This window comes from Leptothoe kymatousa TAU-MAC 1615, from assembly GCF_018739865.1.
GTDB classification, from domain to species: Bacteria; Cyanobacteriota; Cyanobacteriia; order Phormidesmidales; family Phormidesmidaceae; genus Leptothoe; species Leptothoe kymatousa.
Genome location: NZ_JADOER010000012.1, coordinates 46413 through 59929 on the forward strand (window position 1 = coordinate 46413; position 13517 = coordinate 59929).

General features: G+C 52.3%; 9 protein-coding genes. 2 read left to right on the forward strand and 7 right to left on the reverse strand.

Annotation, left to right across the window (positions count from 1 at the left end):
* Positions 1-43: 43 nt before the first annotated feature.
* The 3 genes from IXB28_RS13505 to argS all read right to left on the reverse strand — a co-directional run bounded on the left by IXB28_RS13505 (position 44) and on the right by argS (position 4342).
* Positions 44-1642: a glycosyltransferase family 39 protein gene (locus IXB28_RS13505; RefSeq protein WP_215619131.1), complete on the reverse strand. Its 1599-nt coding sequence runs from the start codon at positions 1640-1642 to the stop codon at positions 44-46.
* Between the two features lie 122 nt (positions 1643-1764).
* Positions 1765-2424 (reverse strand): hypothetical protein, encoded by a 660-nt coding sequence (locus tag IXB28_RS13510; protein ID WP_215619132.1) that lies wholly within the window; start codon positions 2422-2424, stop codon positions 1765-1767.
* Between the two features lie 163 nt (positions 2425-2587).
* A complete protein-coding gene (gene argS, locus IXB28_RS13515; protein ID WP_215619133.1) occupies positions 2588-4342 on the reverse strand; it encodes an arginine--tRNA ligase in 1755 nt (584 codons plus the stop codon).
* Positions 4343-4600: 258 nt separating this feature from the next.
* On the opposite strand from argS, the gene IXB28_RS13520 reads away from it, so the two are divergent.
* Complete coding sequence (locus IXB28_RS13520; protein ID WP_215619134.1) at positions 4601-5977, forward strand: hypothetical protein; 1377 nt, start codon at positions 4601-4603, stop codon at positions 5975-5977.
* 174 nt (positions 5978-6151) lie between these two features.
* Here IXB28_RS13520 and IXB28_RS13525 read toward each other — a convergent pair whose 3' ends face one another.
* The 3 genes from IXB28_RS13525 to IXB28_RS13535 form a co-directional block, all read right to left on the reverse strand.
* Positions 6152-9115 (reverse strand): SdrD B-like domain-containing protein, encoded by a 2964-nt coding sequence (locus tag IXB28_RS13525; RefSeq protein ID WP_215619135.1) that lies wholly within the window; start codon positions 9113-9115, stop codon positions 6152-6154.
* A gap of 654 nt (positions 9116-9769) precedes the next feature.
* A complete protein-coding gene (locus IXB28_RS13530) occupies positions 9770-10015 on the reverse strand; it encodes a hypothetical protein (protein ID WP_215619136.1) in 246 nt (81 codons plus the stop codon).
* A gap of 188 nt (positions 10016-10203) precedes the next feature.
* The gene (locus IXB28_RS13535; protein WP_215619137.1) at positions 10204-11445 is read right to left on the reverse strand and encodes a BaiN/RdsA family NAD(P)/FAD-dependent oxidoreductase; all 1242 of its coding nucleotides are present in this window, start codon (positions 11443-11445) and stop codon (positions 10204-10206) included.
* Between the two features lie 483 nt (positions 11446-11928).
* Between IXB28_RS13535 and IXB28_RS13540 the strand changes: the two genes are divergently transcribed.
* Entirely contained in the window at positions 11929-12969 is a 1041-nt protein-coding gene (locus tag IXB28_RS13540; protein ID WP_215619138.1) for a PDDEXK nuclease domain-containing protein, read from the forward strand.
* Positions 12970-12974: 5 nt separating this feature from the next.
* Here the strand turns inward: IXB28_RS13540 and IXB28_RS13545 are convergent, their stop codons facing one another.
* Positions 12975-13196 (reverse strand): DUF6737 family protein, encoded by a 222-nt coding sequence (locus IXB28_RS13545; RefSeq protein WP_215619139.1) that lies wholly within the window; start codon positions 13194-13196, stop codon positions 12975-12977.
* Between the last annotated feature and the right edge of the window lie 321 nt (positions 13197-13517).

The following is a 13517-nucleotide window of genomic DNA, read 5'->3' on the forward strand; positions in this document are numbered from 1 at the left end:
GCTGGTTAAAAATTACAATCATGGTCTTGTTCATTTCCTTAGGCTATGGGGCTGTTGTCGGTTGAGCACGCTCTAGTAAATTGGCTTCCGGTGGGTCCACATGGGTCAAGGCCCCCCACGCGGCCTCAGCCTGGCGACGTAGGTCACTCGATGGCGCATATAGTAAAACATTGTCGCTTGTGTTGACTAGGGCAAGACCTGTTGCGATCGCATCCGGGTCAATTAACAATAAGCGCACATCGTCATCTAGACGATAGCTGAGGGAGATCAGATTTCCCTGGTTCAGGGAGCTGTTGCCCTGGTCGCTAATCACCAGCGGTGCCTCCAACCGATTGATGGCTGCGGCGGTTTTACCATTGGCCACACTCACCCCCTTACTCCACCAGCTCGATGCATAGGCGCTCACCGTACAAGACGCAATGCTGCCGGTGAGTACGATGGCTAAAATACCCTGCCAGATGCGTCGTTTTAACAGATATTTGCCAAATAAATAGGCCACTGCCAGTTGGATGCCGGGAAAAGAACAAATCAGATATCGCGTAATGGCCGATCGCTTTCCGCCGAAGACAATATCTGGCACGGCTAATGCCAGGAAGGGCACCAGCACCGAGGTTAAGATAAACCAGCCTGCCCCCTTGGATGTGTGGCGTTGCACCTGGTAAAGTGCGATCGCGATTAAGGCAATAAACGGTAGCCTCAGGAGGTAGGTGCCAGGGTGGTTAAAGCCCACATCGAGATCAAAAAAGAGACTGCTAAAGCTCAAGATCCAAAACTTGAGCAAGTATAGAAAATCAACGGATGAACTCAACCAGTTGGACGACGCATAGGTGCGTTCACCCCCTGTGAGTAAGGCGATCATCCAAGGAATATAAAGCAGTAGGGCACAGCCAACCGCGAGCGCATAGGAGATCAGGGGCTGTAGCCTGTGGCGAAAAGAGCGGGCAGGACTGCGGCTAAAACATTGCTGCATGACAACATAAACCCCATGGCCCATGGCCGTTAAGCTAAAAAATAGGTGGGTGTACCAACCCAGGGCACAGGCGACGGCATACCAGGCCCAAGCTTGCCATTTGTGTAGCCGCATGGCCCTCAACAAGGCCCAGCTACTGCCGAGAATAATCACGGTGAGCAGGCTATATTGCCGCACTGTTTGGGCAAATAAAATATCAAATGGGGAGAGGGCTAAAAAGACTGTTGCTAGGGCCGCAACAACCTGGGACGAAAATAGTTCCAGCCCCAAGGCAAACATCAGGGGCAGTGCCACCAGGCTAATTAACGCTGGCAGCAACCTGGACATTGCGATGGAGTGGCCCACCCGTCGCATCCACACATTGGCCAGTCCGTAATAGAGCGGCGGATGCTTAGCGTCTTCTTGAATCAAGACATCAACGGTATCGGGTAGGGTGCTGTTGGGTTTGGGCCGCTGATATTTCTGTAGGGTGGGCGCTGGCAGGATCTGGTTTTGAAACAGTTCGGCTCGCACTTCTGCGATGGTATATCCGGCGATGCGGGTGGTGCTATAAACCTCGTCAAACCAGTAAACCTTGCGATCTAGGTGAAAAAAGCGAAAGAAAATGCCTAGACAAATTGCGATCGCAATAGCAGCCTTAAAAGCACCTGACACCCTAGTTGTAGCTTGCATGCCCCACGGACCCTTCCATAACCCCTGATGTACTGATGCTACAGGAATCTGGGCGTGTTGGTGTGTGCTTTAAGGTGTTCGGTCGCACTGCGTTCTATCCAACCGACCGCATTTATTTATCGCTACCCCAATCTCCAGCGCTGGGCGTACTTCTTCAAATAGGTAGCCACCGCCTGCACCGACAAAAACAGGTGGGTAAAGGTGGGCAGCATGGCCGAAATACCCACAACCACACCAAAATAAATATTCTTCAGATTGCTTTTGCTCGTTGGGTCGGTAATCGCCTGCACCACCCGTGCTTCATACTTATCGGCCCTAGCCACTAAAGATTCTGGCGACTGTAGAACAAAGCTAATCAACCAGCCAGATACTGAAAATACAAAGAGCACCCACCAGGTGGCCACAATGGCAATCACAATATCAACGCTGAGGTGGGCAATGTAGCTGCCAATGGAGGTGGTCTTCAAAGCACGCTTCGCAATCCACACCGTGATAAAAAACGACAAACTGTCGAATAGTGCCCCTAGGATGCCGACGGGAAATTGCAGCAGCAAATAATGCACACGCTCATCACCAAAGGCTTCGTAGGGATAGGCGGTCAGCAGCGCTAACCAGTAACAGCCGATATTGAGCAGTGTAAAAAAGCAAAAAAGCTTTGGGAAAAAAGAGATGAAGCTTCCCCGCTTGGCTTCGTACAGGTCTAACAGTCTGGCCAAAGAGCGTTTCCAGATGGCCATGATGGGCCGCATGCGTAGTTTACGCAGGGAAGTCAGATTTCGCATAGAAATTTCTATTAGCGGGTCGACCGGCTAGGGATACGTGCATACTATTAAGCTTCAACCTAGCGAAAAAAATGCCGAACCGGTACCGTACCTTTTGTTATAAAAGTACGCCTTCTACTACTTTGGGCCTTGGCAGGTTGGTTGTGGCCATGCCCCCATCGGGCTACATTCGCCCTAGGACCGAAATACCCAGCAGTGATAAACCTAGCTTGAGGGTCCGCGCAGTCAGGTCGCACAGCATCAGTCGAGAGGTGCGGTTGGGTTCTTCCGCTTGCAGGACTGAGCAGCGATCGTAGAACTGGTTGAACTTTTGACTAAGCTCGAACAAATATTGGCAAAGACGATTGGGATATAGCTCCTGGGCCACTTCCATCACAACGGCATCTAATGCGAGCAGATGCTTGGCCAGGGTGAGTTCCGACTCTTCTGCCAGCAACATAGGCGCATCCCCTAGCTGGCTAAAGTCAATGTCTCCCTTGCGGCTAATGCCCTGCACCCGCACATAGGCGTACAGCATGTAGGGGGCGGTGTTGCCCTGGAGCGCCAGCATTTTATCGAAACTAAAGATATAGTCGCTAGTGCGGTTTTGGCTGAGGTCTGCATATTTCACCGCACCCATCCCCACCCCGGTGGAGACGGTATGGATAAACTCTTCTGTTTCGTCACGGGTTTCATCCGCAATGCGCTGCCGTAGGTCTTTTTCGGCCCGATCGATGGCTTCATTGAGCAGCTCTTTTAGCTTGATGGTTTCGCCGGAGCGAGTCTTCAGTTTTTTGCCGTCTTCGCCTTTCACCAGACCAAAGGGGACATGGACCAGTTCGACGCCTTCAGGAATCCACTGGGCGCGGTTGGCTACTTGGAAGACTTGGGCAAAGTGGTTGGCCTGCCCCGCATCGGTGACATAAATAATCCGCTGGGCTTTTTCTTGGGTGGTGCGCTGGCGGATGGCGGCGAGATCCGTGGTGGCATAGTTAAAGCCGCCGTCGGTTTTTTTGACAATGAGGGGCTGGGGGTTGCCGTCTTTGTTGGTAAAACCTTCGAGGAAAACAACCTGGGCACCCTGGTCTTCCTCTAGCAGTCCAAGGGATTTGAGGTCGACAACAACATCATCTAGCAGGGGGTTATAAAAAGATTCACCCCGTTCTTGCAGGGTAATATCTAGGCGGTCATAAATTTTTTGAAACTCTTTGCGGGATTGTTCGCACAGGGCCTGCCAGGCCAAGCGTGCTTCTGGGTCGCCAGACTGTAAATCGACGACGGCTTCACGGGATGTGGTTTTGAAGTCGTCGTTGTCGTCAAAGCGTTTTTTTGCCTGCTTATAAAACGTCACCAGGTCGCCGATATCCACGGTGGAAGAGTCGGTCATGGCTTCGGGGCACACATCCCGCAGGTGGGTGATCAGCATGCCAAACTGGGTGCCCCAGTCGCCCACGTGGTTCAGCCGCAGTACATCGTGGCCCAGAAACTCTAGGGTGCGGGCAATGCTTTCGCCGATGATGGTGGAGCGTAGGTGGCCCACATGCATTTCTTTGGCGATGTTGGGGCTAGAAAAGTCGACAATGGTGCGCTGGGGCGGGTTGGCGGTGGGGATGCCCAAACGCTCATCGGCATAAACGGCCTTGAGCTGGTTTTGCAAGTAGTCGGTTTTGAATTTGAGGTTAATAAAACCGGGACCGGCGATTTGCGGTTCTTCGCACAGGTCGTCGATGGTGAGGTTTTCGACGATTTTGGTTGCGATCGCACGGGGTTTATCCTTGAGTCGCTTGGCCAAAGACATGGCCACATTGGCCTGGTAGTCGCCAAACTTAGGATTATTGGTCGGCACTAATACCGGATCGGTACCCTCCAAGTCAGGGCCAAACGCATTCACTAGGGCGGTTTGTAGGCGATTTTTCAGATCGTCGAGGGTGGATAACATGGATACCGATAGAGAACGTCTTTCACATGGACTAGGACCACGGTTCGGCCCACAGGCTTTAGGGCATAAAGCCAAGGTGACTGGCAAGCAACCGGCTTACAGGCAATCTATAGCCTATCAACTCATCCACGCTTATTTCGCCCCATCCCCCAGGGTAGTCAAAAAAAACTGTGTCCCATGCCCCATTGCCATGGTGCCAGTTTTCTTTAGATAACAGAGAGGCGGCTGCCCTGCCGCTAATTCTTGGTTTGTGTCCCTATGATCATGTCCTTAAAATTGCCTTCCTTGGTGCGTTGGAGCCTCAGCGCCCTGACCATTAGTACGCTCACGGCCACCAGCTGGGTATCCATCGCGGCTGTGGATATCTGCGATACCCAGGCCTTAGCCAGTCGTACCTATGGCCGCGATGGGTTAGACGGTCGCGATGGCCGATCTGGGCGGGAGGGTCGCGATGGACCCAACCGCCCCATCCAGGCAACGGGATCGCCAATGCGGGTGGATCTGTCGGGCACCGATGGTGAAGATGGGGATGACGGTGAATATGCAACTCGGATCTTTTGTCGGCGCCAACCCCGAGCAGAACGTCACGATCTCAAGGCCGCTGACGGCGGTGATGGCGGCAACGGCGGTGATGGGGGCCGTGGTGGCCACGGCGGTGCCCTCACGGTGTATTACACAGAACCCAGTGCCCTGCAACAAATTTTGGTGGAGGCTGAGGGGGGCCGCGGTGGTCGCGGTGGTCGCGGTGGCGAGGGTACCGACGGCTGTGACTGTGCCCATGAGCGCTGGACCGTGGAGGTGTGCAACGACGGCACCTGTCGGTTGGAAGAGTATGACTGCACGGATGGTCGCCATGGCCGCGATGGTCGCCATGGCCGTGATGGCGAGGAGGGGCGCCTAGGTAAGCTGGTGTTGATCAACCAAACTGAGGTCATTCCCGATGAGGCGCCCACCCGGTCGGTTGCGATCGCTACCGTGGCCCATCGACCGATTACCCTATCGCGCAACCTCTGGGAGACCCGCACCGGGGCCACCGAGCTCCTAGCCCCCGGTTCCACCATTGCCAATACCTACCAGTTCTACACAGGCCACATAGAAAAACAATTTGCCCTAGACTGGCAGGCTCCCCAGCCCGTGGCCAGTTTCAACGATGTGCTGAATTTAGCCCTGCAGCCCAACGGCAATATCAGCATCAACTTTCCAGACACCTACTGGCTCCTGGGGGAAACCGTGGAACAAGATACCCTCACCACCTATCGTGTCAATGGCATTGTCTCCGTGGCAGACGTAACCCAGCTAGCGGTGGGCCGAGTGGAGGGCCGCAGTCGCACCTTTGAGCTAAATGTCGTGGATTTAGCCCAACAATCCGACGTCCTCGACACCCGGTTTGAAGTCCGCTATAGCACCACGGATGATGACGGTCGCCGTCGTCGCTATGACCTGGAGTTTGACGGCCCTGTGCCCCCTGGCTTAGTGCAGCAAGATCACAATCGATTCACCCTATCCCTAGGCCGGTTGCCCATTCGCTCCCAGCTATTGAGCGAAGGCACCCAGGCCCAGGTGGAACTCAAGATTATTCGCTCCTTTGGCCAGAATACGGCCGAGCAAACCTTAACCTGGCAAGGAGAGATTTGAGGCTGGTCAGCGACCGGAATCCAGCCCATAAAAAAGCGATGCAGGAGGAGCCAACTGCATCGCTAAAAGCTTTAGGTATGAGGACCGGTAGGAGATCAAGGATTCCCTTACCGGTTGGTGTGGCTAATGGTGTCCAAGGCAGCTAAGGCTGCCTTGGACATGGACCCTGAAGTTCTATACGGCAACCTGGAAGTACACATCCACCATGTCGATGGTGCTGCCATTGCGCTTAGCAGAACTGTGCTCACCGTGGACGTTGCCATGGGCATCGGTGCTAAACACATCCGTGTAGCCAGTCACCAGGTCAGTGATGCCCGCTGTGGTCAGGCTAACTAGCTCACCCTGGTCAGTGAAGCCGTTCTCATTGCTGTCTTGCCATAGACGCAGGTCACCAAACAGGTCGTCCGACTCATTTACCAGGCCATCGCCATTGCTGTCGAACGTCTCTAGTTTGGCAAAGCCATCACCCACTAGGCCACCGAACAGCTCGGCGCGGGAAGAGATCAGGCCATCGCCATTGTTATCAACGGCCAGGAAGCCATCTTCCCCGGAGAGCCAGCCAGTATTCACAGCCGTACCCGTGTTGAGCATGTCAAACATCACGCCCTGGTCAATGCTCACGGTTTGGACGCCATCACCATTCAAATCGAACGAGATGGGGGAGTAGTTGGCGTAGTTGTCCTTAATGTGAATCTGTTTCGCACCGGTGTTGACGTCAATATCGCCAATCTTTTCAATGTTGAGGCTAAAGCTCTCAGTGCCTTCAGTGGCCTTTACCCTAGAGAACATCTTGCCCAGCTGAATCTCTTTCAACGCCGAAATATCAAAGGACTCGGAGGTGTCGCTACCGGCGGCAATCTTCACCACCAGCTTGTCGCCCTGGGCACCAGCAACCTCGAAGTCATCCGTTAGGTTCTGGGCACCGACGGGCAGCTGGTTCAGGTCCCCAGAGAACCAGTGAGTTCCATTCCAATAGCGAGATGCATAGTAGCGGTCGTAGTGGTTAGCGGTATAAAGCTGACCCTTTTCACCCCATTTCACGTTGTGGGTGTAGGGGTTGGATAGGCTCTTAATGGTTTCTTGGTGATATCCATCGGCCTGCTTCGCACTGCCGTTGTCAATATTGATGGTGACGTAGGTGTCTTTGGTGACGATGCCATCGAGCTTCACCTGGTAGGAGGCAGAATCTCCTTCGTGGATGCAGTCATGGCCAATAATTTGTCCAGTGGTAATCACGGGTTTTTCAACGATGCCCGCGTCAATGGTGGAATTGTGTTTACCGGCTTCTAGGGTGACAATGTGGCTCATGCCGCTAATGGGGTCAGCATCAGAATCACGGGTGTCATCATTGCTGCCCATGGAAGCGACGAGCTTAATATCGTCTAGGCGAGCACCGCGACCATAGGCTAGGGCTTGACCGGTGGAGAGAAACTCTAGCTGCTTGGATGTACCATCGCCTTCAAAGGAAACCGTGTAGGTCTTCCAGTTATAGCCACGGCTGCCGGAGCCATCTTCCTCTAGAGCCAAGAGGGTGGAGCCATCGAGGCGCACTTCCATGGCGTTTACATCGGCGCTAAAGCCAGGGCGAGCCGCATATTGGAATGTCAGGGTATATTGCTTGCCCACCTCAGTCTCCACATGGCGGTAAATATTGCGGGCATCGTTAAAGTAGTTGATGGCATCATCGTTTAGCTCGATGTGGTTCCGGCCATCGGCAGAGTTGTGAGTGGAATGAATCTCAATGTAACCATCGGTGGATTGCCAGCCTTCCAGACCACTTTTCACAAAGCCTGTTCTCTTGGCGGCGCTTTCAAAACTAGAGTCAAAGATGACTTCTTCGCCAGTTATTTCAGTCGCGTTAGCGGCGGTGAACTCATAGCCTTCGGGCAAATGAGAGAAGGTGACTTTGTACTCTTCGCCAGCATTGAGGTTGTCGAAGAGATAGTTGCCGTTAGCGTCGGTGGTTGTTTCAGCCGTGGTGTCATCTGCCGTGCCGATGATGCCGTCAGCGCCACCGCCGGTGAGGGTCACTTTAACGCCTTCAACGCCTTTTTCCCCAGCATCTTGCACGCCATCACCATCGGTGTCATACCAAACGCGATCGCCCAGGCTTGCCTTGGGTTCATCAACCACAATGCCCGCGTCAATGGTGGAGTTATACTCACCGGGGTTGAGGCTAATGGTGCCGGTCATGCCAGTGACGACATCGGCATCAGAATCTAGGGCGTCGTTGCCCGCATTGGCACTGGTAAACTCTTGGCCATCAGCCGCTTCAAACTGAACTTTATAGTCGCCGGCAACAACTGTGAAACTATATTCACCATTTTCGTCGGTGGTGGTGGTGTCAATGACTTCGTTCGCTTCGATGGTGCCGTCACCATTGATGTCAGCTAATAAGTTAACGGTGACGCCTGCAACCCCTGTTTCAGCGGCATCTTGGAGGCCGTTGTTGTTGCTGTCTGCAAAAACTTTGTCCCCGAGTTTGGCAAGTTCAATCGCCGCAAACTGGATTTGGGCATCAGGGGCACCGTCACCATCGGTGTCAGGCACAATAATGACTCCCATCTTTTGGCCAAAGCTAGGGACAAAGCCTTCGCCATTGGTACGGGCAGCCGCAACAATCTCATCTACCCGCGCCTGCTGCCAATAGTCACCTTCTGGGCCAACGCCACCAGCCGTGGAGTTTTCGTCATCAATCAGGGTCCAAATCGCCCTTTGTAGATCGGCCCAAGTATAGTTACCACCGCTAGGGGATGTTTGGTAAGTAAAGTCTTGGTTGATAATCCAGTTGAGTAGGTCTAGGTTTTCGGGCTTTTCAATCAGCCCGGTGCCTACGAGTGCGTCCGGCAGAGGCTCGTAGCTGGAATAGACTTTAGCGGTGTAGCTGCTGCCCACTTCGTTAGTGTTCGCATCGATTTGACCGTTGAAGTTCTCATCAACGCCAAAGCCGATATCTCTGTCTGAGTCGATGCAGAAGCCATCGACTGTACCATTCAACGCACCACCGTCTTCGATAACAAGGTCAACATAGCTGGTGTCAGTCGGATCGTTAGGATCTGTGTAGTGATTGTGAATACGATTGACTGCTTTTAATGTTAACTGCTGGGGTAAAGCTGCACTAAGAGACTGGATGTTCATCTAAAGCGTGTTCCTGGGTGTGTTGAATCTAATAACAAAGTGGTCTGCGGAATAATCCTTGGCATGGTGCAATGTCCCCGTGGCCAAAAGATGGTCGGGAAAATTGCAGTTGTTACTGAGTCATAAACAAGAGGTATGCAGCTGATGTTAGGGAGCTGATACGGAAGAGTCTCTCAATTGGAGTTGGTGACTCTCCTTAGTCTTGTTGTCATTTACATGCAGTTGGATATTGGTGAATACCCCGCTCTCACATTTCTAATGTAGCTGTTGTGCGTGGCGATGACTATAAATGAACCGCGAAGTATTGGTGATTCCTCTGTTAAGGAAGTTGCGGAATCTGTTTTGTTCTTTGTGTAGAGAGTTTATGAATTAAACAATCTTGATGGTGGGCTATAGTCTTTGTATGCCAACCTTTTTGCGTCTCGATTGTTTATGAAGTCAATTCAAAAAAACTGTTTAATTCTGTTTCTATCAGTGATTTTTTAATCTTCTGATGAAGTTTCTTCGGCAGAGTTCAGTGCTTTTTTTGATGTCTACTTTGGGGCCTGTGGGTGGGATGCCCCAGATTGCCTAACATGCTTACGTAAATTTGCTGAAAGGCCATGGCAGTACTGCCATGGCCTTAATGGGGCTCATTGATAATGGGTGGAATTTCTATCCGTTTGCCAGTTGGGTGGCGACTGTGGCTAACCATAGTTTGAGGGGGTAGGCCGCATAGATGCTGGGTAGGTCATCTTTTTGCTGTGGCTGTAGGCCAATCCAGCAACACGCTTTATGATGCATGACCCGTTCTAGAACGGTGGCAGCAAGCTGGCTATTGGCCACGGTGATCAAAAAAGTATCCTCGTATTGGGTCACTGTGGCGTTAGGGATATCTTTGATCAATAGATGGTAGTCCATGGTGTACGATAGCCGAGAAATTAAGAAGAATAAGCTGTGTGTAGGCAAGCCGCTGAATGGTTTCATAGCTACACGGCACATAGCTTGCGCAAATGGCTGCTGGTCACCTGTGGTGTGAACTATGTGCGTTAGGCCTAATTCAATTGTGTCTAGGGAATTTGATTTGGGCTCGTCCTTGTAGGAATTCTTCACGGCATCGCAATGGCTTGACCCGCTAACCATCCGGTGGTCCATGCACTTTGAAAGTTAAAGCCGCCGGTGATGCCATCAATGTCGAGAATCTCACCGGCAAAGAAAATGCCTGGACAGCGGCGGCTTTCCATAGTTTTAAAGTTTACTTCTTTGAGGGTGATGCCGCCGCAGGTAACAAACTCGTCTTTGAAGACACCTTTGCCTTGTAGCCTATAGTTTCCTTGGCATAGCTCTTGGGTGAGTTTGTTGATGGCTTTGTTGGATAGGGTGGTCCACTGGGTGTGCGCATCGATTTGGGCTTTGTGTATAAAGTAGGCCCACAGTCGTTTGGGGGCAGATGTGGGGTTGTGGTTGGAGATTGTCCGTTTACCCCCGTCCTGTCTGCTCTGTTGTAGTAGCGATCGCACCTCATCTTGGTTCATGTGGGGCACCCAATTGATCACTATGGTGCCTTGGTAGCCTTGGTCGTGCAGTGCCCTTGCCCCCCAGGCCGATAGTTTTAAGATCGCTGGCCCACTTAGACCCCAATGGGTTACAAGGACAGGGCCGGTTTGGGTCAGGGGCTTTTTTTGACCGGTGAGTTTGAGTTTCACCTCCACTGGGTTCATGGATAGTCCGCTGCGGGCTCTGAGGTCAGGGTCTTTAACGGTGAATGTAAACAGAGAGGGGACGGGGGATGCTATGGCGTGGCCTAGGCTGTGGGCAATCCGATGTCCTTGGGGACTGCCGCCGGTGGCGCAAAGAATGCGATCGCAGGCTACTTTGCCGGTTTTAAGACTCAACACAAAGCCGGGTTCGGTGGCGGTCACTTGCTTGACGGCGGCTCGGGTCTTGATGGTGACACCGGCTGTGCGGGCTGCTTTGACTAAGCAATCCACAATGGTGCCAGAATCATCGGTGACGGGAAACATGCGCCCGTCGGCTTCGGTTTTTAGTTTCACACCTCGTTGCCGATACCAGGCAATGGTGTCTTGGGGTTGAAACCGGGAAAAGGCACCGCGCAGGGCTTTGCCCCCACGGGGATAGTTTTGGACCAGTGCCGCTGGTTCAAAACAGTGGTGGGTGACATTACACCGACCACCACCGGAAATGCGCACCTTGGCTAAACACTCAGGACCGGCTTCGTAGAGGGTAACTTGGGCCTTGGGATTGGCTTGGGCCGCTGCGATCGCGCCAAAAAAACCGGCTGCTCCACCACCGATGACGGCTATTCGTAGTTGGGCAGTGCGATCGCTCAAACCTAATGCTTAAGGATATGGGTCTTGCTCACCGTACCATCGATGTGCTATCCGCGAAGGCCGCGGCTCAATTGTCAAAGGCATCAGCCGATTTTATTCGTATTCAAAAGAAAATTTATAATTTGTACTTTTATTGGCTTATATTAATAACTGTGAAGGCATCTAAGATTTCTGCTAAGTAGAAGTCCGGTGCTAAATAGTGATGATTGCCTGGCTGCTCAGAACTTTATCGGTTTTGGGTGGCCAATTTCTTTTGTTGGGCCTTGTCATAAATAGTTTTTCGTGTTTCGAAAAGTAACAATTCCCCATGGCTAGCCAAAATACTCCGCCCAGGCATCTTGCCTTGGGGGTGTCTTTGGTTTGTGTGCAGAGCCTATTTTCTATGAGCGGCTAATCTTGGCCGGGCAGCAGCAGCCAGCAACAATGTGTGAAAGACCGTTTATAGTTGGGCTAGATTTTTCCCAGGTTTAACCTGTTCGCTCCATGTCCAATCCCCTGTCCCCTGACAACTACCGCCAATTTTTGCAGTCTCTCAAAGAGCGGATTCAGTCAGCCCAGGTAAAGGCAGCCCTGGCGGTGAACCAGGAGCTAATTTTGCTCTATTGGCAGATTGGTCGCGACATTTTAGACCGGCAGCAGCGGGAAGGGTGGGGCACGAAGGTGATCGATCGGCTGGCGAAGGACCTCAAGCGCGATTTTCCCGATATGACTGGCTTTTCAGCCCGCAACCTAAAATATATGCGGGCCTTTGCCGATGCCAATCCCGATGCTCAACTGGTGCAGCAGGTGTTTTCCCAAATTCCCTGGGGCCATAATGTTCGGCTGTTGGATGCGCTCAAGGATCCCCAGGAGCGTCAATGGTATGCCCGCCAAACCATTGAGCACGGTTGGAGTCGTAACGTATTGCTGATGCAGATTGAGCAGGGGCTACACCAGCAAACCAGTACGGCGATTACCAATTTTGAGCGCACATTAACCCCCGATCAGTCTGATCTGGCTAAGGATTTACTCAAAGATCCCTACAATTTTGACTTCCTCACCCTGGCTGCCGATGCCCAGGAACGCGATTTAGAAAAATCCTTGCTGTCCCACATTCGAGATTTTTTGCTAGAGCTGGGGGTGGGCTTTGCCTTTGTGGGCAGTCAGTACCCGATCCAAGTAGGCAGCAAAGACTATGCCATTGATTTATTGTTCTATCACCTGAAGCTGAGGTGCTTTGTGGTGATTGACCTGAAGCTCGGGGAGTTTGAACCCGAGTTTTCCGGCAAAATGAATTTCTTTGTGTCGGCGGTGGATGACTTGCTGCGCCACAGGGACGATCAACCCACCATCGGCATGATTCTGTGCAAATCAAACGATGCGACGGTGGCCGAATATTCCCTGCGGGATGTGAACAAGCCCATTGGGGTGGCTACCCATCGGTTGGGGCGGGAGCTACCGGCAGATCTACAGGGCACATTGCCCACCGTGGAAGAACTAGAGCTGCAGCTAGAGAATGCCCAACTCCCAGAAACACCGGGGTAGATAGGTTATTGGTCACCCTGGGAGGCTTTATAGTCCTGGGGTACTAGATATAGGAATAGGTACCACCACACCAAAATGACTAACGCTGCCGGTGTCGTAATCCACCAGCGATGGAGCCATACCCAGCTTACGGTGGGTATGGCTAGGCCCGTTAAAATGATGGACCAGGGCTGACACCACCAAGGTTTGAGCTGCCAAAGCGATTGTGGTTGGTCGGATGATTCCATGGTGTGCTGTTTGTGTGTTGAGTTAAACCTAGCGAAAAAAAAAGCGGTTGAAACAGTAAAAACTGCCTCGCCCGCTCCTTGTTAACCCACCCCAGGAGTTGCCCGCAAAAAACAGACAACCCCGGTTCTGAAATTGCTAGCATCAACAGACGCCAGCAAAACCTAAGGAGTTCATTGGCAAATAAAGCTATGTGTCGTACAGCCCTATATTTTGCCCTCACGTCCCATCACATGCTTTCGATAACCAAATGTTTCGAAGCTGTTAGAAACGTGTTGAACTATCAACCTGAGTTAAGAATCTCATGGGAGTATAACAAATAG